At 42.1% G+C, this 23143-nt stretch carries 25 protein-coding genes and 1 riboswitch; of the genes, 21 read left to right on the top strand and 4 right to left on the bottom strand.

Annotation, left to right across the window (positions count from 1 at the left end):
- Positions 1–8: 8 nt before the first annotated feature.
- From N1I87_RS14465 to yunB, 19 genes are all read left to right on the top strand, one after another.
- Positions 9–1187: an acetyl-CoA C-acetyltransferase gene (locus N1I87_RS14465; protein WP_341102463.1), complete on the top strand. Its 1179-nt coding sequence runs from the start codon at positions 9–11 to the stop codon at positions 1185–1187.
- 108 nt (positions 1188–1295) lie between these two features.
- Positions 1296–3083, top strand: coding sequence for an acyl-CoA dehydrogenase family protein (locus tag N1I87_RS14460; RefSeq protein WP_327797056.1), 1788 nt, complete (start codon positions 1296–1298; stop codon positions 3081–3083).
- A gap of 150 nt (positions 3084–3233) precedes the next feature.
- Positions 3234–3596, top strand: coding sequence for an arsenate reductase family protein (locus tag N1I87_RS14455; RefSeq protein ID WP_327804704.1), 363 nt, complete (start codon positions 3234–3236; stop codon positions 3594–3596).
- 74 nt (positions 3597–3670) lie between these two features.
- The gene (gene gcvH / locus N1I87_RS14450; protein ID WP_327804705.1) at positions 3671–4054 is read left to right on the top strand and encodes a glycine cleavage system protein GcvH; all 384 of its coding nucleotides are present in this window, start codon (positions 3671–3673) and stop codon (positions 4052–4054) included.
- 122 nt (positions 4055–4176) lie between these two features.
- Positions 4177–4542, top strand: coding sequence for a toprim domain-containing protein (locus N1I87_RS14445; RefSeq protein ID WP_003352495.1), 366 nt, complete (start codon positions 4177–4179; stop codon positions 4540–4542).
- Positions 4526–4849, top strand: a complete 324-nt coding sequence (locus N1I87_RS14440; RefSeq protein ID WP_048623936.1) for a thioredoxin domain-containing protein — start codon at positions 4526–4528, stop codon at positions 4847–4849. The genes N1I87_RS14445 and N1I87_RS14440 overlap by 17 nt, the downstream gene beginning before the upstream one ends.
- A gap of 311 nt (positions 4850–5160) precedes the next feature.
- Complete coding sequence (locus N1I87_RS14435; RefSeq protein ID WP_327797053.1) at positions 5161–5520, top strand: hypothetical protein; 360 nt, start codon at positions 5161–5163, stop codon at positions 5518–5520.
- A gap of 95 nt (positions 5521–5615) precedes the next feature.
- Positions 5616–5725: riboswitch (SAM riboswitch) on the top strand.
- A 92-nt stretch (positions 5726–5817) separates the two neighbouring features.
- On the top strand, positions 5818–6843 hold the full coding sequence (locus N1I87_RS14430; RefSeq protein WP_040340844.1) for a methionine ABC transporter ATP-binding protein: 1026 nt from the start codon (positions 5818–5820) through the stop codon (positions 6841–6843).
- Positions 6836–7504 carry a methionine ABC transporter permease gene (locus tag N1I87_RS14425; RefSeq protein ID WP_003352491.1) on the top strand — a complete coding sequence of 223 codons (669 nt, stop codon included), beginning with the start codon at positions 6836–6838 and terminating at the stop codon, positions 7502–7504. Before N1I87_RS14430 ends, N1I87_RS14425 begins: the two co-directional genes overlap by 8 nt.
- 14 nt (positions 7505–7518) lie before the next feature.
- A complete protein-coding gene (locus N1I87_RS14420; protein ID WP_270583699.1) occupies positions 7519–8355 on the top strand; it encodes a MetQ/NlpA family ABC transporter substrate-binding protein in 837 nt (278 codons plus the stop codon).
- A 309-nt stretch (positions 8356–8664) separates the two neighbouring features.
- Positions 8665–8847, top strand: a complete 183-nt coding sequence (locus tag N1I87_RS14415; protein WP_341102454.1) for a hypothetical protein — start codon at positions 8665–8667, stop codon at positions 8845–8847.
- A gap of 248 nt (positions 8848–9095) precedes the next feature.
- Complete coding sequence (sufC, locus tag N1I87_RS14410; protein WP_003352487.1) at positions 9096–9881, top strand: Fe-S cluster assembly ATPase SufC; 786 nt, start codon at positions 9096–9098, stop codon at positions 9879–9881.
- A gap of 17 nt (positions 9882–9898) precedes the next feature.
- Positions 9899–11203 (top strand): Fe-S cluster assembly protein SufD, encoded by a 1305-nt coding sequence (gene sufD, locus N1I87_RS14405; protein ID WP_048623933.1) that lies wholly within the window; start codon positions 9899–9901, stop codon positions 11201–11203.
- Position 11204: 1 nt separating this feature from the next.
- The gene (locus tag N1I87_RS14400; RefSeq protein WP_341102449.1) at positions 11205–12434 is read left to right on the top strand and encodes a cysteine desulfurase; all 1230 of its coding nucleotides are present in this window, start codon (positions 11205–11207) and stop codon (positions 12432–12434) included.
- Positions 12424–12864 (top strand): Fe-S cluster assembly sulfur transfer protein SufU, encoded by a 441-nt coding sequence (gene sufU, locus N1I87_RS14395; RefSeq protein WP_003352484.1) that lies wholly within the window; start codon positions 12424–12426, stop codon positions 12862–12864. The genes N1I87_RS14400 and sufU overlap by 11 nt, the downstream gene beginning before the upstream one ends.
- A 116-nt stretch (positions 12865–12980) precedes the next feature.
- Positions 12981–14378 carry a Fe-S cluster assembly protein SufB gene (gene sufB, locus N1I87_RS14390; protein WP_003352483.1) on the top strand — a complete coding sequence of 466 codons (1398 nt, stop codon included), beginning with the start codon at positions 12981–12983 and terminating at the stop codon, positions 14376–14378.
- Positions 14379–14878: 500 nt separating this feature from the next.
- Positions 14879–15724: a DUF72 domain-containing protein gene (locus tag N1I87_RS14385; RefSeq protein ID WP_341102446.1), complete on the top strand. Its 846-nt coding sequence runs from the start codon at positions 14879–14881 to the stop codon at positions 15722–15724.
- A 330-nt stretch (positions 15725–16054) separates the two neighbouring features.
- Positions 16055–17425 (top strand): bifunctional metallophosphatase/5'-nucleotidase, encoded by a 1371-nt coding sequence (locus tag N1I87_RS14380; RefSeq protein ID WP_341102443.1) that lies wholly within the window; start codon positions 16055–16057, stop codon positions 17423–17425.
- Between the two features lie 298 nt (positions 17426–17723).
- Complete coding sequence (yunB, locus tag N1I87_RS14375) at positions 17724–18476, top strand: sporulation protein YunB (protein WP_270583989.1); 753 nt, start codon at positions 17724–17726, stop codon at positions 18474–18476.
- A gap of 115 nt (positions 18477–18591) precedes the next feature.
- On the opposite strand, the gene N1I87_RS14370 is transcribed toward yunB, so the two are convergent.
- A complete protein-coding gene (locus N1I87_RS14370; RefSeq protein ID WP_048624525.1) occupies positions 18592–19584 on the bottom strand; it encodes a M23 family metallopeptidase in 993 nt (330 codons plus the stop codon).
- A 186-nt stretch (positions 19585–19770) separates the two neighbouring features.
- Between N1I87_RS14370 and lipA the strand changes: the two genes are divergently transcribed.
- Positions 19771–20721 (top strand): lipoyl synthase, encoded by a 951-nt coding sequence (lipA, locus tag N1I87_RS14365; RefSeq protein WP_341103422.1) that lies wholly within the window; start codon positions 19771–19773, stop codon positions 20719–20721.
- Between the two features lie 282 nt (positions 20722–21003).
- Here the strand turns inward: lipA and N1I87_RS14360 are convergent, their stop codons facing one another.
- Entirely contained in the window at positions 21004–21690 is a 687-nt protein-coding gene (locus N1I87_RS14360; protein ID WP_270583990.1) for a YhcN/YlaJ family sporulation lipoprotein, read from the bottom strand.
- Positions 21691–21827: 137 nt separating this feature from the next.
- On the opposite strand from N1I87_RS14360, the gene N1I87_RS14355 reads away from it, so the two are divergent.
- Positions 21828–22103, top strand: coding sequence for a YutD family protein (locus N1I87_RS14355; protein WP_270583991.1), 276 nt, complete (start codon positions 21828–21830; stop codon positions 22101–22103).
- Between the two features lie 352 nt (positions 22104–22455).
- Here the strand turns inward: N1I87_RS14355 and N1I87_RS14350 are convergent, their stop codons facing one another.
- Positions 22456–22791, bottom strand: a complete 336-nt coding sequence (locus N1I87_RS14350; RefSeq protein ID WP_270583992.1) for a cytosolic protein — start codon at positions 22789–22791, stop codon at positions 22456–22458.
- Between the two features lie 60 nt (positions 22792–22851).
- On the bottom strand, positions 22852–23115 hold the full coding sequence (locus N1I87_RS14345; protein WP_003352470.1) for a DUF3055 domain-containing protein: 264 nt from the start codon (positions 23113–23115) through the stop codon (positions 22852–22854).
- Positions 23116–23143: the final 28 nt, after the last annotated feature.

Below are 23143 nucleotides of genomic sequence, written 5' to 3'. Positions count from 1 at the left end.
GAAGTTTTATGCGAGAAGCGGTCATCGTTGCCGGTGCGCGTACGCCAGTGGGAAAAGCCAAAAAAGGAACATTGGCAACGGTACGTCCGGATGATCTGGGCGCGCTGGTAGTGAAAGAAACGTTAAAAAGAGCAGGCGATTACGAAGGGAACATCGATGATTTAATTATCGGCTGTGCCATGCCGGAAGCAGAGCAAGGACAAAATGTGGCTAGGAATATTGGAGCTCTTGCCGGCCTTCCGCACACCGTTCCGGCAATCACGATCAATCGCTTTTGTTCGTCCGGTTTACAAGCCATTGCTTTTGCGGCCGAAAAAATTATGGTTGGTCATGCGGATACGATCATCGCCGGAGGAACTGAATCGATGAGCATGGTGCCGATGATGGGGCATGTGGTCAGACCGAATGCAAAATTAGCCGAAACGGCGCCGGAATATTACATGAGCATGGGGCATACCGCTGAACAAGTAGCGAAAAAATTTGGCGTCACTCGCGAAGATCAGGATGCATTTGCCGTTAGAAGCCATCAGCGTGCCGCCAAAGCGATTGCTTCAGGGAAATTTGATGATGAAATCGTGCCGGTAGAAGCGACAGTCCGTTCAGTCGGACCGGACCATCGGCTGGTGGAAAAAACAGTCACTTTAACGAAAGATGAAGGAGTTCGCCCGAATACCAACATGGAAGTACTCGCCCAATTGCGTCCTGCCTTTTCGGCCAATGGCACGGTAACGGCCGGAAATGCTTCGCAAACGAGCGACGGAGCAGCGGCGGTTATGGTGATGGATCGCGAAAAAGCGGAATCACTCGGTCTGAAACCGATGGCGAAGTTTCGTTCGTTCGCAGTAGGTGGTGTACCTCCGGAAATTATGGGGATCGGCCCTGTCGTTGCGGTTCCGAAAGCATTGAAATTGGCAGGACTGGAAGTATCGGATATAGGGCTGTTTGAATTGAATGAAGCCTTTGCTTCCCAATCGATTCAAGTTATACGCGAACTCAACCTTGATGAAGAAAAAGTGAACGTCAATGGAGGTGCAATTGCTCTGGGCCATCCGCTCGGTTGCACAGGAGCCAAACTTACCCTTACTCTCCTGCACGAAATGAAGCGCCGGAACGTCCAATTTGGCGTCGTTACGATGTGCATCGGCGGGGGCATGGGTGCTGCCGGAGTTTTTGAATTGATAGATTGATAGGATGAGTGATCCCGAAAAAGAATGGAAAGACTAGCAGGATATGTTATGAGAGTGAACAAAATCGAAACGGCTTCGTCAAATGAAAAATGAATAGGAGGAAGAAAGATGTCAAACCAAACAGATCGTGCCATTATAAAAGGCGGAAGCTTTTTAACGGATGAAATAGATGCAAGTCAAGTATTTACACCGGAAGATTTCACGGAAGAACAAAAGATGATTGCCAAAACAACGGAAGACTATGTGGCCAATGAAGTACTGCCTCAACTGGACTACTTGGAAAAGCATGAATTTGACCGTTCCGTCCAATTAATGAGAAAAGCGGGCGAGTTAGGCTTATTAAGTGCCGATGTTCCGGAAGAATATGGCGGTTTAGGGCTGGACAAAATCAGCTCTGCTTTGATCACGGAAAAAATGGCAGGTGCCGGCGGATTTTCCATTACTCACGGAGCTCATGTCGGCATTGGATCTTTGCCCATCGTATTATTCGGAAATGAAGAACAAAAACAAAAGTACTTGCCGGAATTGGCAACCGGTGAGAAAATCGCTGCTTACGCACTAACAGAGCCTTCCTCCGGTTCGGATGCATTAGGTGCGAAAACGACTGCCAAGTTAAATGAAGCGGGTACGCATTATATTTTAAACGGGGAGAAACAATGGATTACCAACTCCGGATTTGCCGATGTCTTTGTCGTTTATGCCAAAATTGATGGAGAACATTTCTCAGCTTTTATCGTGGAGCGTGATTTTCCGGGCGTTTCGACAGGACCGGAAGAAAACAAGATGGGGATTAAAAGTTCATCCACCAGGACGTTGATCCTTCAAGACGCGGAAGTTCCGGTGGAAAATTTGCTTGGGGAAGCGGGCAAAGGCCACAAAATTGCCTTTAATATATTGAATATCGGCCGGTATAAATTGGGCGTCGGCACTGTCGGTTCTTCCAAGCGTGTACTGGAAATCACCATTCCGTACGTGAACCAACGTCGGCAATTCAATACACCGATCTCACAATTTCGTTTAACACAAGAAAAGCTTGCTACCATGGCTTCCAAAATTTATGCGAATGAAAGTTCCATTTACCGCACTGTCGGGTTATTTGACAAAGCGATGGGCGAGCTGTCGGAAGAAGAAGCAAAAGACGGAAAAGCGATTGCTGCTTCGATTTCGGAATATGCCATCGAGTGCTCGATTGGAAAATTTTTTGGTTCGGAAGTGCTCGATTACGTGGTAGATGAAGGATTGCAGCTGCACGGCGGCTACGGTTTTATGGAAGAATACGAAATTTCTAGAGCTTACCGTGATTCCCGCATTAACCGTATTTTTGAAGGGACAAACGAAATCAATCGTTTACTAGTGCCGAATACGTTTTTAAGAAAAGCGCTGAAAGGCGAATTGCCTTTGCTTCAAAAAGCGCAAGACCTGCAAAAAGAGCTGATCGTGCTGGCGCCGGAAGATCCGGGATCAGAACCGCTCGCGCGTGAACGATATTTATTAAGAAATGCGAGAAAAGCTGCGTTGCTTGTGTCCGGGCTTGCTGTGCAAACATTTGGCAAAGAGCTTGCGAACGAACAAGAAATCTTGGCGAATATTGCGGACATAGCCGCCAATATTTATGTAATGGAATCATCGATTTTGAGAACTCAAAAGGCATTGGACAGAACCGGCCTTGAAAAGAACAAGCAAAAGCTGCTTTACACAGAAATTTTTTGCCAAGAAGCGTTTGCTCAAATCGAACAAGATGCGAAGGAAACTGTTGCGGCAGTACAAGAAGGCGATGCGCTGCGCGTGACGCTTTCTGCCCTCCGAAAACTTACGCGTCATACGCCCGTCAACATCATTGCGAAAAAACGTGAAGCAGCGGCCAAGCTGATCGAGTCAGAACGATATATTGTGTAAGAAATAGAAATGGATGAGGCGGACAACGATGTCGGCCTCTTTGTTTTCTCTCGAGATTATTTTAAAATAAAGAGGAATTTTACTGTATTTGTCGAACTAAAAAAGGGAAAACTCGCTAAAGCAGCAGAATCTTTTATAAAAGGTGATCACATGAACGTAACATTTTATTGGTATCCGAAATGTGCAACATGCCGAAAAGCAAAGAAATGGCTTGAAGATCATCAAATTGATTTTCAAGAGATACATATTGTCGATAACCCTCCATCGAAAGAGGAGCTGGAAACGCTTTGGCGCAAGAGCGGATTGGAATTAAAAAAATTTTTTAATACGAGTGGGAGAAAGTACAGAGAACTAGGAGTTAAAGACCGTTTAAAAACGGCTTCGGAAGATGAACTTCTTGAATTGCTTGCTTCCGACGGCATGTTAATCAAACGCCCGATCGTGACGGATGGTACGCGTGTCACAGTTGGGTTTCATGAAGATGAATTTGAGGAAATATGGCTGAATAGATAAGGGTGTTTTCTTGCTTTTAGCAATGGAAATAAGTTAATGTAAATTATGAAAATATTGAGAGTGGAGGGATTTTCATGAGTTCGCCGAAAGAACTGAGGTACTCGGAAGAACACGAATGGGTAAAAGTAGAAGGGGACAAAGTGCGCATCGGGATTACGGATTTCGCTCAATCGGAATTAGGGGATATTGTATTTGTTGAACTGCCTGAAGTAGGAACGGAAATTAAAGCAGACGAACCGTTTGGCAGTGTGGAATCCGTTAAAACCGTTTCTGAGCTCTATGCTCCTATCAGCGGGAAAATAGTGGAAGTCAATGAAGAATTGAACGACAATCCGGAGTATGTGAACGAATCCCCTTATGAAAAAGCTTGGATGATCGTGGTGGAACCTAGCGATATCAGCCAAGTAGATCAACTGTTGACGGCTGAACAATACGATGAAATGACTAGCGAAGACTAGTATGGCCCCCTGGGTGCTCCCTGGGGGTTTTTTCTATGTTTAAGTAGAGGCTTTTTGCTTTGAAATGGATCGCAAACATGGGACAATGAATGAAGAAAGAAATCAGGCAAGGATGGATAAAGATGAATGGGACGGATAAAGTGATTATTGTGGAAGGAACGTCGGATAAGAGAAAAATTCAAGCGATTATTAAGGAGCCGGTAGAGATTATTTGCACGAATGGAACGATCGGCCTCAGCAAAATGGATGATCTTGTCGATCGACTTTATGGCCGCGATGTGTATATTCTGGTGGATGCTGATACCGCCGGGGAAAAGCTGAGAAAGATGTTTAAACGAGAATTTCCCGAAGCCAGGCATCTTTATGTTGATCGAGCTTTTACGGAGGTCGAAAATACCCCTTTTCGGTATCTAGCCGCCATTTTACTTAGCGCCGGTATCGACATCGATACGAAGTATATTGAAAAGGATGATGAAAGTGGTATCTGATTGGACACAACAACCTCTCCATGAACAAATTTCCGAAACAGGCAAAACGGTATTATATTTTTATACTCCTTTATGCGGAACATGTGCAGTGGCAGGAAAAATGGTGGATGTGATTGAAAAGCTTTTTCCTGATTGCACTTTTGCCAAAGCGGATATCAATTATCATGAGGATTTTGCTCATCAATATGAAATTGAAAGCGTTCCTTGCCTGATGATTTTTGATAAAAAAGAATTAAAAGACAAAATTTATGCCTTTCATTCTGTACCTTTTCTATATGAAAAATTATCTCAATATCAAGCGGGGTAAAGGCATCCTTATGGGCCTTTATCCCGCTGTTATTTTGTGGATGTCCATTTTTGTCATTCAGGCAGCGTTTCCAAGTGAAAAATGATTTTAGCCAATGATTGGCTTTCGTGTTTCGCCAACTTGCAAAAATGACATATTTCTTAGGAAATAATTCAAGAAACGTCCTTTTATTTGAAAAAGAGCGGTCGAATGTGAAGAAATGGGTGGAATTTGTCAAAGGGTTTTTCTTTATCTGTCGAATCCTTTTTAAAGGGAATTCACCTGAAAAATGGAACTATGTACAGTAAACATTCAGGTGAAGGGATGAGAAGATGGACAAGTTATTCGCAAGGATTCAAAGGGAATGTTTCGAACGAAAACATCTTTTCCCGATTCTTCCTTCTAATCCACTGACCGTTCTTTTTGATTCAAACGATGAAACATGGATGTTTTCTTTGTCCAAAAGCCAAATGGATTGGAAAAAAGGAAGCATTTCAAGCCCACACGTACATCTTTGCGGGACGGACGAGATTTTTCGAAATATTTTGTTGGGGGAAGAAAGATTGTTAACAGCTGTCAAAAGAAAAGACGTGAGCATATTTGGATCCTTTCGTTTGCAGCTGCAGCTGGAAGCTATTTTGTGGTTATGCAAGGAACGGGAAGAAACCGTCGTATTAGGTAGATTAGGATGAAAGTAACATATTTCTATCAATTTTATTTGACATTATTCGCATGAAAATGTATAATTTTCGAGAAACCAATTTCCGAACAATTTCATAAACACTTGCTCTTATCAAGAGAGGTGGAGGGATGTGCCCAATGAAACCCGGCAACCGTCAATCGTTCAGTTGACATGGTGCCAATTCACACAAAGCAGTTTGCTTTGAGAGATGAGAGAAAGGACGAAGAATACGTAACCTTTCTGCTCATTGGCGGAAAGGTTTTTTTCATTTCAAAAAAGAAAGCAGGTGAATGAATCAATGAGCGAACTGATCTCTTTATCGCGGGTGAAGAAAGTTTTTCGTACAAAAAACGGAAATGTGACAGCCGTTAATAATATAGATTTGCAGATTCAAGAGGGAGAAATTTTCGGTATTATTGGCTACAGTGGAGCCGGAAAAAGCACTCTGATCCGCATGCTGAACGGTTTGGAAATTCCGACAGAAGGCCAAGTGACGGTTGCGGGGCAAGAAATTTCGAAAATTCAAGGCGCTTCTTTACGAAAAGCACGCCAAGAAATCGGCATGATCTTTCAACATTTTAATCTGTTATGGTCGCGCACAGTACGGGAAAATATTGCTTTCCCGCTGGAAATCGCCGGAGTGCCGAAAGAAAAACGAATGAAACGTGTAGATGAACTGATTCAATTAGTAGGACTCGAAGGAAGAGAAGACAGCTATCCTTCTCAATTAAGCGGCGGCCAAAAACAAAGAGTGGGCATTGCCAGAGCTCTCGCCAACGAACCGAAAGTATTGCTTTGCGACGAAGCCACTTCTGCATTGGATCCACAGACGACCGATTCGATCCTTGATCTACTTGTCGATATTAATAAACGGCTCGGTTTGACGATCGTGTTAATTACACATGAAATGCATGTAATCAGAAAAATTTGCCATCGCGTGGCAGTTATGGAAAATGGGCAAATCGTTGAAATCGGTCCGGTGCTGGAAGTGTTTAAAAATCCAAAACAGCCGGTAACGAAGCGTTTTGTTCAACAAGTTACCGAACCGGAAGAATCGAAGGAAACGATTGCTCATCTTCTCAAACGCTATAAGGACGGTAAAATTGTCAAACTTACCTTTATTGGCGATTCCGCTGAACAGCCGATCATAGCCAACTTAATCAGAGATTTTCCGGTTGAGGTAAATATTGTTCAGGGGAAAGTGTCCCAAACTCAAAATGGTGCATATGGCACACTGTTTATCCAGATTCAAGGATCGGAACAAGACGTACAAAAAGTGATCGCTTATTTACAAACACAACAAGTAGAGTCGGAGGTCATTACCCATGCTTGAAAAATGGTTTCCAAATGTGGATTGGGCAATGATGTGGCAGGCAACAGAGGAAACCCTATACATGACGGGAGTATCGGTAGTTGCCACCTTTATTCTTGGTTTAATCCTTGGACTTTTGCTTTTTTTAACATCGAAAGGGAACTTATGGGAAAATAAATTTATATATTCCATCGTTGCCGCAGTTGTGAATATTTTCCGTTCGATTCCTTTCATCATTCTCATCGTGCTGCTCATTCCTTTTACAAAAGCGCTTGTCGGCACGATAATCGGTGCGAATGCCGCCTTTCCGGCGCTGATTATTGGCGCAGGCCCATTCTATGCACGGATGGTGGAAATCGGGCTTCGGGAAATTGACAAAGGAGTTATTGAAGCGGCTAAAGCGATGGGGGCCAAAACAAGCACGATTATTTGGAAAGTGCTTATTCCTGAATCGCTTCCCGCTTTGGTCTCAGGCATCACAGTGACAGCGATCTCGCTTGTCAGTTACACGGCAATGGCCGGAGTAATCGGTGCGGGTGGTCTTGGAAATCTTGCTTATTTGGATGGGTTCCAACGCAACCATAACGACGTGACCTTAGTGGCTACGATCATTGTGTTGATTATTGTGTTTGTTATTCAGTTTATTGGTGATTTTATCACTTCAAAAATAGATAAAAGATAAAGGGGGAAAATTTGGTGAAAAAGTTCTTTATAGCCATTATTGCATCTGTATTTGTATTGAGTCTTGCTGCATGCGGAAAATCTTCCAGCGAACCAAAAGAAACAACAGGATCCAATGACAAAACCATTATTGTGGGAGCATCTAATGTTCCACATGCTGTCATTTTGGAAAAAGCAAAACCTATCTTGAAAAAGAAAGGCTATAATTTAAAAATTGTCAAATTCCAAGATTATATTATGCCTAACAAAGCATTGGCTGAAGGAAAATTGGATGCGAACTACTTCCAGCACATTCCTTATTTCAAACAACAAATCAAAGAAAACGGCTATAAGTTTGCCAACGCCGGCGGCATCCATATTGAACCAATCGGCTTATATTCGAAAAAATATAAAAGCTTAGATCAGCTGCCGAAAGGTGCTGAAATCATTATGTCCAGCTCTGTAGCTGACCACGGCCGGATTTTAACGATGCTTGAGAAAAAAGGCTTGATTAAGCTGAAAAAAGGCGTGAATAAAGAAGAAGCAACGGTTCAAGATATTGCTGAAAATCCAAAGCATTTCAAATTTAAATACGATGTTGAAGCGTCCATGCTTCCACAAGTATATAAAAACGGCGAAGGCGATGCTGTGTTAATCAATTCCAACTATGCTCTTGACGCGGGATTAAATCCGTTAAAAGATGCGATTGCTTTGGAAGACAAAGATTCTCCGTATGTTAATATCATAGCTGTCCGCAAAGGCGATGAAAAGAAAGCGAAAATCAAAGCACTTGTCGACGTCCTTCATTCTAAAGAAATTCAAGACTTTATCTTGAAAAAATGGGGCGGCGCTGTAGTGCCTGTCAACAAATAAGAAAAGAAAGATGTATCGCTCCTCCTTTATTGTGGAGGAGCTTTTTATTTCACAGCGTCCTCTTGTCTTACTTGTATTATTCGCATAGTCCCAATCGCTCAAGGAAAGAATAAGTCTGGATGTTTCAATGAAGGTTTAAAATGGTGAAGAGAGGTTAAATAACTATAGACGGCCGATAAGAACATTCATAACGAACATGACTCTTTCATATAGGTTTATTATTTGATTCTGTCGTTGGTTGAGAAGAACTTTAAACTTAGAGAGGACTGGTTCGTTATTTGTTCTTTAACACTTCAATATACGGAGAGCATGGAAAAGGCCATGTACTGTGCTCATGGTGTAGGGTATAAAGTTTACGGGAGCAATCATGAAGTGAGGATGAAAGTGGAAAAGCGAAGAGAAAAGGATCATTGCCAATCCAAACAAATTGTCGTTGAAATGAACGGAAAGCTGTACTGTCAAAAGCTTTATCATTTGGGAAAACCAGTGTGAGCCCCACGCTGGTTTGTTCTTTTCAATAATAAATTGCGTTAAAATAGTGAATATCGACTACCACCACCGTTCTGCATAGAAAACAATTGTGAATTTTATAACTAAAGTCGAAATTATTCAAAAAAAATACGGAAAAGAACTATTGGAAAAGTTGATATTAGTTTTCATTTGTTATAAGATTGTAATGATAATAAATTGAGAATGAAATGGGTATTCAGCATATATCGATATTGACGGAGGTAGAAAAGATGGCAGGTTCAACTCTAACAATTAAAGATTTACACGTTGAGATAGAGGGAAAAGAGATTTTAAAAGGAGTCAATCTTGAAGTAAAAACTGGAGAGTTCCACGCAATCATGGGACCGAACGGAACAGGTAAATCAACTTTATCATCCGCGATTATGGGACATCCAAAATACGAAGTAACAAAAGGCAGCATTACGCTTGACGGACAAGATGTTCTTGAAATGGAAGTCGATGAACGGGCTCGTGCCGGATTGTTCTTGGCGATGCAATATCCAAGTGAAATCAGCGGGGTAACGAATGCGGACTTTTTGCGTTCCGCCATTAACGCTCGCCGTGGTGAAGGCAATGAAATTTCGTTGATGAAATTCATTCGCCAAATGGATGAAAAAATGGAGTTTTTGGAAATGGATCCAAATATGGCGCAACGCTATTTAAACGAAGGTTTTTCCGGCGGTGAGAAAAAACGCAATGAAATACTTCAATTAATGATGATTCAACCGAAATTCGCCATTTTGGATGAAATCGACTCAGGACTTGATATCGATGCTTTGAAAGTCGTTGCCAAAGGAATTAACTCCATGCGCAGCAGCGATTTTGGATGCATTATGATTACGCACTATCAACGCTTGTTGAATTATATTACTCCTGATTATGTTCATGTCATGATGCAAGGACGGATCGTAAAATCCGGCGGACCTGAATTGGCTAAACAGCTTGAAGAAAACGGCTATGATTGGATCAAAAAAGAACTGGGCATTGAAGACGAAACAGTCGGTCAAGAAGCGTAACAGTTAGGAGGATGAACATGACGGTGGAAACAAAATTACCAGTCAATCGGGAGTATATCCAGTCGTTTTCAAAAGAAAACGGCGAGCCGGAATGGTTTGCAGCTCTTCGAATCGAATCATTAGAGAAGGCTGAAACCCTTCCGTTGCCAAAGGCGGACAAAACGAAAATAGATAAATGGAACTTTACGTCATTTCAAACGCACTATGTAAAAAGCGATACATTTGAATCTCTTGAACAGTTGCCTGAAGACGCAAAAGCATTGATTCGTTTGGAAACCGAGAAAAATCTGTATATTCAACGAAACCAGACTCCGGCTTATCTGCAGTTAACGGATGAACTGAAAGAAAAAGGCGTCATTTTTACCGACATTTTGACAGCGTTAAGAGAACATGGGGATTTAGTGCAAAAATATTTTATGAAACATGTGAAAGCAGACGAAAATAAATTAACGTCTCTGCATGCAGCTTTGTTAAACGGCGGAGTATTCCTTTATATCCCCAAAAACGTGGAGTTGAAGGATCCTATTCAAGCCGTTTTCCTTCAAGACGACAACCAAGTTCCTTTGTTTAACCATGTGTTAATTGTTGCAGATGAAAACAGTTCCGTCACCTATGTGGAAAATTATATTTCCACTGTAGAAGTACCGGAAGGAATTGCGAATATCGTGACAGAAGTCGTTGCTGAAGCAGGTGCAAAAGTAACTTACGGGGCTGTAGACACCCTTGCCAGCGGCGTGACGTCGTATGTCAATCGCCGAGGCACAGCCGGAAGAGATGCACGGATTGAATGGGCTCTCGGGCTTATGAATAACGGCAATACGGTTTCTGAAAATACAACCTATCTGGAAGGCGACGGTTCTTATGGAGATACAAAGACCGTAACCGTAGGCCGAGGCAAGCAAGTGCAAAACTTTACGACAAAGGTTGTACACTTTGGAAAGAATACGCAAGGATTTATTTTAAAGCACGGTGTTGTGAAAGATGAAGCGACTTCGATCTTTAACGGCGTCGGTAAAATCGAGCATGGCGCTTCCAAATCGGATGCTGAACAAGAATCCAGAGTGCTGATGTTAAGCAAAAATGCCCGCGGGGATGCCAATCCTATTTTGTTGATTGATGAAGACGATGTAATGGCCGGTCACGCTGCTTCGGTCGGTCGTATGGATCCCATTCAGCTTTATTATTTAATGAGTCGCGGAATTCCGCGAAAAGAAGCTGAACGATTGATCATACATGGCTTCCTGGCTCCGGTTGTCAACCAATTGCCGATTGAAGGGGTAAAAGAACAGCTTATTCAAGTCATTGAAAGGAAAGTTCGGTAAAATGAATGTGAATGATATTCGAAACTATTTTCCGATATTGAATCAAGAAGTCAATGGCCATCCTTTAGTTTATTTAGACAACGCAGCTACTTCGCAAAAGCCGTTATCCGTCATTGAAGCAATCGAACAATATTACAAAGGCTATAATTCGAATGTTCACAGAGGTGTTCATACGCTCGGCACGAAGGCAACCGACGCTTATGAAGGGACAAGGGAAAAAGTTCGCAAGTTTATCCGCGCCAAATCAGTGGAAGAAGTAGTGTTTACAAGAGGAACGACAGCTTCCATTAATTTGCTTGCGGCAAGCTATGGCGAGGAAAATGTGAAAGAAGGCGATGAAATCGTCATTACCTATATGGAACATCACAGCAATTTAATTCCATGGCAGCAGCTTGCCAAAAGAAAGAAAGCGGAATTGAAATACATTCCGTTGGAGGAAGACGGCACTATTACGCTTGAAAAAGTAAGGGAAACCGTTACCCCGAAGACGAAAATTGTGGCTGTCACCCTTGTTTCCAATGTACTTGGAACGATCAATCCGATCAAAGAAATAGCGAACATTGCTCATGAAAATGGAGCTGTCTTGGCGGTGGACGGTGCGCAAGGCGTTCCTCATATGAAAGTAGACGTTCAAGATCTCGATTGCGATTTTCTCTCTTTTTCCGGACATAAAATGTGTGGTCCTACCGGAATCGGTGTTCTTTATGGTAAGAAAGAGCTTCTGGAAAAGATGGAACCGGTAGAGTTTGGCGGTGAGATGATCGATTTTGTCGGTTTGTATGATTCGACATGGAAAGAGCTTCCTTGGAAATTCGAAGGAGGAACTCCGATTATCGCCGGAGCTATCGGTTTGGGTAAGGCTATTGAGTTTCTTGAAGAAGTTGGCTTGGATGAGATTTTAAAACATGAGCATCATCTCGCTGCTTATGCATTGGACAAATTGAGTGAAGTGGAAGGAATCGAAGTTTACGGTCCGAAAGATCCGATGAAACGAGCAGGATTAGTGACTTTTAATATAAAAGGCGTCCATCCGCACGATGTAGCGACAGTGCTGGATGCGGAAGGAATTGCCATTCGCGCCGGGCATCATTGCGCGCAGCCGTTGATGAAATGGCTCGATGTTTCGGCAACAGCAAGAGCCAGCTTCTATTTATACAATACGGAAGAGGATATTGACCGCTTTGTTTCGGGTATCTTGAAAACAAAGGAGTATTTCAACAATGTCTTTTAATAATTTAGACCAGTTGTATCGAAACGTGATCATGGATCATTATAAGAATCCAAGAAACAAAGGCAGTTTAGAAAACGGGAACTTGACGATCGATATGAATAATCCGACTTGCGGGGATCGCATTCATTTGACCATGAATGTAGAAGACGGTAAAGTGACAGATGCTAAATTCGAAGGAGAAGGCTGTTCCATTTCAATGGCTTCCGCTTCCATGATGACCGAAACGATTAAGGGGAAAAATATCGAGACTGCTTTAAAGCTGTCTAAGATTTTTTCTGACATGATGCAGGGAAAAGATTATCCTGATGATCTAGATCTTGGCGACGTGGAAGCACTTCAAGGCGTTTCTAAATTTCCGGCCCGCATTAAATGCGCTACATTAGCTTGGAAGGCCATGGAAAAAGGTTTAAAAGATCAAGTAGCTCATTAAACCTTTTGAAAATGCAATCATCATTTAGTGTTTGGGTTCAACCTCTTCCTGTAAGAAGGGGAGGTTGAAAAGGAAAGTTTTTGATGGGGCATAATCTCCAAAGGAGGGAAATGAATATGGCAAAAAAAATGCCGGAAATCGGTGATTATAAATACGGCTTTAGGGATAAAGACATCTCGATTTTCCGTACACAACGCGGATTGACTCGGGAAGTTGTGGAAGAAATCTCTCGAATGAAAGAAGAACCACAATGGATGCTGGAATTTCGGCTGAAATCCTTGGAACAATTTTATGCGAAGCCTATGCCGCAATGGGGAGGCGATCTTTCTGCACTAGACTTTGATGAAATTACGTATTACGTAAAACCAACGGAGCATCAAGGTCGTTCTTGGGATGAAGTGCCGGAGGAAATCAAGAAAACGTTTGATAAATTGGGAATTCCGGAAGCAGAGCAAAAATATCTTGCCGGAGTTTCTGCTCAATACGAATCAGAAGTTGTTTACCATAATATGAAACAAGATTTAGAAAAACTTGGGATTATCTTTAAAGATACCGATTCTGCTTTAAAAGAAAACGAAGATATATTCCGTGAGCATTTTGCAAAAGTTGTCCCGCCTTCAGACAATAAGTTTGCTGCGTTAAACTCTGCAGTATGGTCGGGGGGATCATTCATTTATGTTCCGCCGGGTGTAAAAGTGGATACTCCCCTTCAAGCTTACTTCCGCATCAATTCTGAAAATATGGGACAATTTGAACGGACGCTCATCATTGTGGATGAAGGAGCAAGCGTTCATTATGTAGAAGGCTGTACAGCACCGGTCTATACAACGAATTCGCTTCATAGTGCAGTGGTAGAAATTTTCGTGAAAAAAGGTGCTTATTGCCGCTATACGACCATTCAAAACTGGGCAAACAACGTTTATAATTTGGTTACAAAACGCGCCGTGTGTGAAGAAAATGCCACGATGGAATGGATTGACGGCAACATCGGGTCCAAATTAACGATGAAATATCCGGCTGTTATCCTGAAAGGAGAAGGGGCTCGAGGAATGACCCTTTCCATCGCAATCGCAGGAAAAGGGCAAGTACAAGATGCCGGAGCGAAAATGATTCACCTTGCTCCAAACACTTCTTCCACTATCGTGTCTAAATCCATTTCTAAACATGGCGGTAAAGTAAACTATCGCGGTCTTGTTCATTTTGGACGGAAAGCGGACGGAGCTCGCTCCAATATTGAATGCGATACGCTGATTATGGATAATCAATCGACATCGGATACAATCCCGGCAAACGAAATTTTAAATGACAATATTTCGCTTGAACATGAGGCAAAAGTATCTAAAGTGTCGGAAGAACAATTATTTTATTTGATGAGCCGCGGAATTTCCGAAGAAGAAGCTACAGAAATGATCGTAATGGGCTTTATCGAACCGTTTACGAAGGAACTTCCAATGGAATACGCGGTAGAAATGAACCGATTAATCAAATTTGAAATGGAAGGAAGCATCGGATAACGTTGATATGATCAACGATTTATCAATTTATAGTAGGAGCTTCCACAATCCATCCACCATTTTATAACCCTTTGTTACACCGCTGATACAATTCGAGCGCATCATCTTCAATGTGCAGATATGTGTCAGCGGTTGTTTTTATACTTGCGCAGCAGCTGAGATTTAAAAACCAAGTGATCAAAGGGAATAGACAAAGAAGAATATTTAAACTGAATGTATTGTGTCAAAATTCCATTTTGTGAAGTCTCACAATGATTTTACTCACTTTTAAGTTTTGGTATCGTTCTGCTATAATCAAAACGAAAGGATCCATCGGTTAAGACCTGTTCATCAGGTTCGTCATCCGGGCCAGATTCCTTATGAGCATAATCAATGGAAAAATTTTCTTCCATTATTATGTCTGAGGAAGTTCGGCCTTTTCTTTTTGTCTGGTTTTATTTCGTTTCAAAAGGGTTATACAGAAAAAACACACTATACTTGAAGATAGCGAGGTATAAAATGTGATTTGGATCGGGGTAACAGGCTGGGGAGATCATCATTCTCTTTATCCTGAAGGAATTTCCCCACGTGATAAGCTAAAAGAATATGCGGCGCATTTTCCGATTGTCGAAGTCGACGCTTCGTTTTATGCCATTCAACCTTTAAAAAATGCGGAAAAATGGGTGCAAGACACGCCTGAAAAGTTTCAGTTTATCGTAAAAGCGTTTCAAGGAATGACCGGACATGAACGTGGAAAGCTGCCTTTTTCGTCTAAAAAGGAAATGTTTGCAGCTTTTTTGGATTCTATACAGCCTTATCAACAAGCTGGAAAATTAGCCATGGTTCTTTTTCAATTTCCACCGTGGTTTGATTGCCAAAAGAAGAATGTCGATTATTTAAGATATTGCAAAGAGTGGATGAAGGATGTTCCAACGGCTCTTGAATTTCGCCACCAATCATGGTTTTCGAAAGCATGGAAAGATAAGACGTTAGATTTTATGCGACGAGAAGGATGGATTCATAGCGTTTGCGACGAACCACAAGCGGGCAGTGGTTCCATACCGGCTGTTATTGAAGCAACGGACCCTCAAAAGACGCTTGTCCGCTTTCACGGTCGGAATATCCATGGCTGGCGAAAGCCCAATCAAGGCAATTGGCGAGAGGTTCGATATTTATATCGTTACAATAAAGAAGAATTGCTTTCATGGAAAGAAAAATTACTCGATTTAGAGAAGCAAAGCAAAGAAATCTATGTCGTTTTTAATAACAATTCCGGCGGGGATGCAGCTGATAATGCCAAACAAATGATGGATTTATTAGGGTTAGAATATGAAGGCCTAGCACCTAGGCAATTAAATTTATTTTAACACCAGAATTAGATTTTTGGACCAAGCTGTCAGAAATGTGTAAGATGGAAGTGTTGAAAAAAATCACCTTAAGAAAAAGTGAATAATGATAGAATTTTCTTACTCATTCCACATATCCGACAGGCGACCGTTTCAGGAAAGGAGGTGGAAACCTGGTGGCTGCCAATGTATAATGTCATGATCGCATCATGAACGGAAAGGAAACAAAGTTTTCCTGTTTCTGGACTCACATGCCGCCTGACGGCCGGTGAATATGCCGAAAAGGTCGGCGATGTTATGTTTCGTATCCTTGCGGTTGGCATTTTCAGTTTTTAGTCATCAGGTAAGACGGTGAGCGAAACGATTCATATTTACCACACAAATGATTTTCACAGCCATTTTGAAAATTGGCCGCGAATCCGCCGTTTTCTGCAGGAAAGAAAAAAATGGCATGAAGAAGCGGGGGAAAGCGTGCTGATTTTTGATATCGGGGACCATATTGATCGTTCCCATCCTTATACAGAGGCTACTCTAGGAAAAGGCAATGTCAAGCTGTTAAATAAAGCGGGATATGATGGGGCAACGATCGGGAATAATGAAGGGATGACGTTGCCTAAAGAAGGATTGAATCATTTATATGAGGAGGCCGCATTCCCCGTCATTTGCGCCAATTTATATGATGAAAATGGAAAGAGACCTTCTTGGTGTCGTCCTTATCATATTTATGAGCTGAAAAACGGCTGGAAAGTAGGCGTTACGGGCGTCACTGCCTATTTACCTGAATCTTATCATCTTCTCGGATGGAAAATAACGCTGCCTCTTGATGAATTAAAAGCGCAGGTGGAATATTTGGCGCAAGAAACAGATTTAGTAGTCGTTCTTTCCCATTTAGGCATGCATGAAGATGACAAAATTGCACAGGAAATGGAAGAGGTAGATATAGTGATGGGAGCTCATACCCATCATATTTACCATCAAGGGAAATGGGTCAACGACACACTATTAGCAGCGGCCGGAAAATTCGGGAATTACGTCGGACATATTGTTGTGGAGATCGAACCCGAATCGAAGAAAGGGATAGAGAAAAAAGCGGTGCTTTATGATGTCCATGAATTGAAGCCTGCTATTGGCGAGGAAGAAGAAACGGCCCGTTATCAAAGCGAGGGAAAGCGTTTGTTAAGCAAGCCTGTCGTAAAATTAGATCGCGAGCTCTCGATTGATTGGTTTAAGGCATCACCGTTAGCGGAATGGCTGTGCGAAGGCTTAAGAGAATGGTGCGATGCTGATTGCGCCATTATAAATGCCGGTCTTCTTCTTCGCTCGCTTCGAAAAGGAACGATTACAAAATTTGATCTTCATCAACTATTGCCTCATCCGATTAATCCTTGTGCCATTACTCTCAACGGAGGAGTACTGAAAAAGATCATCGATCAAACTTTGGATGAAAAATGGCCTCATATGGAGGTAAAAGGATTTGGATTCAGGGGGAAAATATGGGGTGAATTTGTATATGATCGGATCGATATCGACAGAGACAACGGTTCCGTTAAAATAAATGGACAAGAGCTGAACTTGGACAAACAATATCGTCTAGCCGTACCGGATCTGTTTACATACGGCGCTTTTTTCCCGGAATTAGTTCGTGCTCAAGAAAAGCAATATTATATGCCGGAATTTTTGCGTGATCTGATGGAATGGAAATTAGTGCGTGTATTTGGGTAAGTACAATATTATCGAAGATATTTGGAATTGATAGACGGACAGTGCGGTTGCTGGCATTGCCCATTTGATTGGCTCTCACCTCTTATGCCCAATAGACCGATTTCAAATAGGAAAGCGATTCATTAAGGATATCCAGTGTTTTAGCCGTGTGAAAGTGAGCAAGAATAGGCTTCACGACGCTTGGCTCTTAAATGCATTCGGGGCAAGAAAGTACATTTACATGTGAAGGTGCAAAATAAAAATGATTAATGAATTCCCCCTTTACGAGCATACATATAGCTTGTAAGGGGGGATTTTTTTGCCTGCATTGCGAAAGTACAAACCCCGGAGAGGACCTTTGCCTTTACGGTATGTTTTTGTCATCACGTTCATTCTTTTTGCCTGCTTTACTGCATTAAGCTTATGGCTGATTAATGCAGGGATTAAGCCTACTTTAATGAGCTATGCGGAATCAGAAACGAAAAAAATTGCTTCCATGGTCATTAATAATGCTATTAACCAAAAAGTGGCCAACGTCATGGATATTAACGACATTATCGAAACCGTTCCGAATCGCGATCAAAGCAAGTCTTCTACGACTAGGCTGAATACGGAAATTATTAATCGGATTTTGGGAGAGGTAACGAATCAAGTTCAAAACAATTTGCGGGAAGCGGAAAAAGGGAAACTCGAACCGTTGGACTATGCGGATGTCAAATTAGATCCTCAGCAATCAAAAAAACTGGAAGGGATCGTATTTTCCGTTCCGTTAGGCCAGGCAACGAATAACGCCATTCTCGGCAATTTGGGCCCGAATGTCCCTGTCCGTTTTCATGCGGTCGGCGATGTTCGTTCTGATGTAAAATCGACGGTAAGACCTTATGGCATAAACAATGCTTATGTAGAAGTGGCCATCCATGTTCAAGTTAATGTGCAAATCATTATTCCTTTTTCGACCAAAACAACCAAAGTGGAACAGGATATTCCGGTGGCAATGGGAATTATTCAAGGAGACGTGCCTCAATTTTTTGGCGGAAATGGCCATTCTTCTGTTGAAATTCCGGCGAAATAAAAAACCTGGGCGCTCCCGTTTGTATTAAGGAATCGGGAACGCCCTGATTTCTTTTTATGGTGCGCATATTTTAAGGAAGCTTTTTTGAACGGGATTTTTGAAGAAGGGGCAACTGTTAAGAGTTATTCTTTTTACGTTCTAATCGTTCCATTCGTTCCCATTGTTTTAAGTGAGGATACGGATCAAAAGAATAATCGGTCGTGCCCGTATCTTTATACATACCGTAATGAAGATGAGGTGGGAATTTTCCTGCCGTTCCCGGCGGACCGTATCCAGTGCTGCCGACTCCGCCAATGACCGTGCCGGGTTTTACGACTTTCCCAACTTTTAGATTTTTGGAAAAACCGCTTAAATGGGCAAAATAATGGTACGTATTATTGACATCGCGAATGCCGATTCTCCATCCGCCGTATCGATTCCATCCTTTCATCTCGACAATGCCGTAGCAGGTAGAACGGACAGGAACACCGTAATCAGCGAAAATATCGGTTCCTTCATGTATACGGCGGCCGCCCCATCCTCTTCTGTCTCCCCAAGTACTTTTATATGAATAATTGTAATTTAATGGAATCGGGAACGCTCTGTCATAAAGATCAAGACGATTGAAAACTTTGTAGATTTTAGCCTGTTCCATAATGATGCTTACCGCTTTATCTCTTTTATAATAAGCCCATAATGCGATGCGGATATTATCTTCATCGGTTCCGTACTTCAGAAAATGCTGGCCGATGGCTGCCAACAAATCTTCATCGTTATTTCTGTCCGCCTTTCCATCACCATTTCCATCCACCCCGTAGCCGTTAAAAAAGGCGATCGTTTTCGGATTGGTGTCTTCGCGATTCGGGTTTACCAAACCAGACCATTTTTCGGGGGGGATCCAAATCGAAATAGCTCCTTTAGGCTTAGGCAAGTCTTTTCGGAAGAGGCGTAAGTTTCGTTCATATTGGTCCAGCCCTGCATAGTAATACCAAGGAATGTTCGTTGCAGCTTGCATTTTTTTATATAACTCTATCCGTTGTTTGAAAATCTGCTTTTCCTTCATTGTCTGATTCTCTGCCGCCAAGGAATAAGAAGGGAAGAGGATCAGCAATAATAGCAGGAAAACCATTTTTTTCAAATGAAAGCCTCCCTTTCAAATAAAATAATCGATAACTATACTATTTGAAGAAAAAGGATTCTTTATGATTTAAAATATTGGCAATCATGAATTCTGAATGCTTGTGTTTACACTGAAAACTATGGTAAAGTGGCAACAAAGAGAGAAGTTTATTACATTGCCATTGTTTTCGGCTCTTTGGAAGCTACTAAAGAAATGGAGATGTTAAAAATGAGCAAAACGAAGGAATATTTAAGAAAACCCGATTGGTTAAAAATAAAACTAAATACAAACGAAAATTACAAAGGCTTAAAGAAAATGATGAGAGAGAAAAGCCTTCATACGGTCTGTGAAGAAGCGCGCTGTCCCAATATCCATGAATGTTGGGGAGTGAGAAGAACGGCAACATTCATGATTTTAGGGGAAGTATGTACGCGGGCTTGCCGGTTCTGTGCAGTCAAGACTGGTTTGCCATCGGAACTTGACTGGAAAGAACCGGAACGGGTAGCTGATTCCGTTCAACAAATGAACTTAAAACATGTGGTTGTGACGATGGTGGCAAGAGATGATTTAAAAGATGGAGGAGCTGCCGTAATGGCGGAAACAGTACGCGCCATTCGCAGAAAAAATCCGTTTACAACTGTAGAAGTTCTGCCTTCTGATTTGGGCGGAGTGGAAGAAAATTTGAAAATTTTAATGGATTCCCGTCCGGATATTTTAAATCATAATGTGGAAACGGTGAAACGACTGACACCAAGAGTGCGGGCGCGGGCCACTTATGAACGGTCATTGGAGTTTTTGCGCCGTGCCAAAGAAATGCAGCCTGATATTCCGACAAAGTCGAGCATTATGATCGGACTTGGAGAAACAAAAGAAGAAATTATCGAAACGATGGATGATCTCAGGGCCAATCATGTGGATATTATGACGATCGGCCAATACTTGCAGCCGACGAAAAAGCATTTGCCTGTTCAAAAGTACTATCATCCGGATGAATTTGCGGAATTAAAAGAAATTGCTTTAAGCAAAGGTTTCAGCCACTGTGAAGCGGGACCGCTTGTTCGCTCTTCCTATCATGCGGATGAACAAGTCAACTTAGCTTCTAAAGCAAAAGAAATTATGGATCGGATTGAAGCGCAAAACGCCTAAAGTTTGAAATGATGACGAAATAGAAAAAGTGAGTTCAGCATTGTTTGCTGAACTCACTTTTTCCGCTAAATAAAACATGTTGAAATAAGGTGTCAGGGGGCATATAGCCGTCCAAACCAGAGCGAGTGAGAAAAACAAAAATAGCTGTATGGAAGTTTTTCCTTTCATCCGCTTTCAACGTATTCTTCCATTTTTTGGAGAATCGGATGATTCCCGCTAGACAGGATCCGTGCGAATGTCCTGTTGCAAAGAGAATGGAGCCACAAAACCGGATTTTCATGATCATTGATGTTTTCTTTTTTGTGCATGATTATCATCTTCGAGTGGGTCGTGAATGCGTTCGCCATTCGGATTTTCGCCGTCCACTATGGAGCGTCCTTGCGGTGAACGATCCAACATGAGGTTGATGGTCCGATTGATGTTTGTTTCAGAATTTCTCGTATTGGCATCCATGGAGGCAAGGTTTTCAACGTCTCTTCTCAAATTTGGATCGTCCGTGACATAAACATGGTACCAGCGAGGGACTACGCTCATGGCCGTTCTTTTCACTTGATCTGCCGTCTCAGAACGGGAAGTATGGGCGTTTTGCCGACGGTCATAGGCTACGAGCACTTCCTCATCTGTTACAAGCGTGGCGCAGTCTTTTACGTCCGGAAGTCCGACGCTCAGTCGGCTGATCGTATCAGCCACCTGCTCTCTGTCCATAGTGTACATGTCCCGATAAGAAATGGTTTTTCCTTGAATCGGGCTTTTTTGATGACGTACATAGCCAAATGACTCATCACGGTCATCTGTCATGATATTGTATGCTTTTCGATTTTTATCAAAAAGATCTTGATCGTTATTGACATTGAGTGTATTTCCGTTCCGGTCGTAAATTCCCGAACGATCGCGGTCAGCGGCTTCATTATTGCAGCCGGACAAAACCGCCAAACTTAATAAGCATCCTGCAAAGATGTTTTTTTTCATCTTTTTATCCCCCCTGGGCATAGGATAACCATATTTTTTTAAATCCCCTTTAGTAATTTGTGGGGGATTCGTTATGTTATAATGGAACAAATAAATTTTTTGACAGTGAGGAAAGGTTTCAGAATGAGGTGAAAAGCATGATTTGCGTCAATAATCATTGCTATGAAGTAATAGAGGATTACAAAAACGGCTTTCAAGAAGAGGCTTTTCGCCATCGCTATAGTGAGATATTAGGCAAGTATGATTATATTGTCGGTGATTGGGGATATGGCCAGCTGCGGCTGAAAGGCTTCTTTGATGATCAAAGCCAAAAGGCAACTTTTGATACGAAAATTAGCACTTTGAAAGAATATTTATATGAATACTGCAATTTTGGATGCGCTTATTTTGTCTTGAAAAAAGTAAAAAAATAAAACGGTTGCTGCCGTCCTTTTTTGCTAATCGGCTGTACTTTTCAGATGCCTTTTTTAGAGGGAAAGTGATTCTGTGAAAAAGACTTCCCTTTTCAGGAAAATTTTTTTACCCTACATTAAGGGGCAGTAACCCCTACTTCAAGAAACAGAAGGACGAGACATCCTAGTGTGTCGGGAACTGTCCGATTAGTGCAACGATCCATCCGTGTACCACGGATGGAAGTTTTATTTTGTCCCTCATGAAAGGGCAGTAAGTCTCCTTCTTCAAAAAAAGTCCAAGAAGGGTTCAACTGCCTCTGAATGCCCGATTGGTTCCACTAACCCCCAGTGACCTTAGATGGTTAGTGAAACCTTATTCCTCAGGATCTAAAGGGTCGGCGTTGCGGTTTGTAGTGTATGGCGGTTCTTCAGTGCGATCAGGGTCATCATGAGGAAGGTGGGCGTCGGGATATTGCCTTGGAAGCCCTTCGTGAAGCGATTTAAATTCATAATTGAACGCACTGTGATGCCGTTGGCCTTCTTCCCAAGGGGTCGATTTATTTTCAACAGGGGTATCTTGCCCTCTTGGAGATCCATAAGGTCCTTCCGGCACTTCTTCAGGTATTAGGAAATTTTTCATGGTTTCGACAACAGAAAAATCTGAATAGGCTTGATCTTCTTTGTCCACTTTTCCAACTCGACGAGACATGGCGGCACCTCCGTATTTGTCTATACCGTTAGTATGGACGAAATAGGGGGGATCATTCGCTTAAATCATTTCATATAAAAGTTCACGGAGTTCTTGAGCATCTGCTTCACTAAGACGGTACACTTCTTCTAAATATCCGGGCTCTTCCAAATCATCCGTACCGATAATGGCAAAGCGGTTTCCGAGCAAATCCAGCACCAGTTTTTTTCCGTAGTATTTATCTGTTTGAATAATCGCCAGATCAAATCGCTGATTTTCTCCCATAAAACTGATATAGCGTATGTTTGTTTTTTCCGTTTCGTCATATAAAAAAAAGCGTTCCATTAACCAGATTCCTCCCCTTCAACTCAGT

Source organism: Bacillus sp. FSL W8-0102 (assembly GCF_038007225.1).
Lineage (GTDB): Bacteria > Bacillota > Bacilli > Bacillales > DSM-4216 > Bacillus_O > Bacillus_O smithii.
Note: the sequence above shows the minus strand (reverse complement) of the source record. Positions and strands in the feature narration are given on the sequence as shown.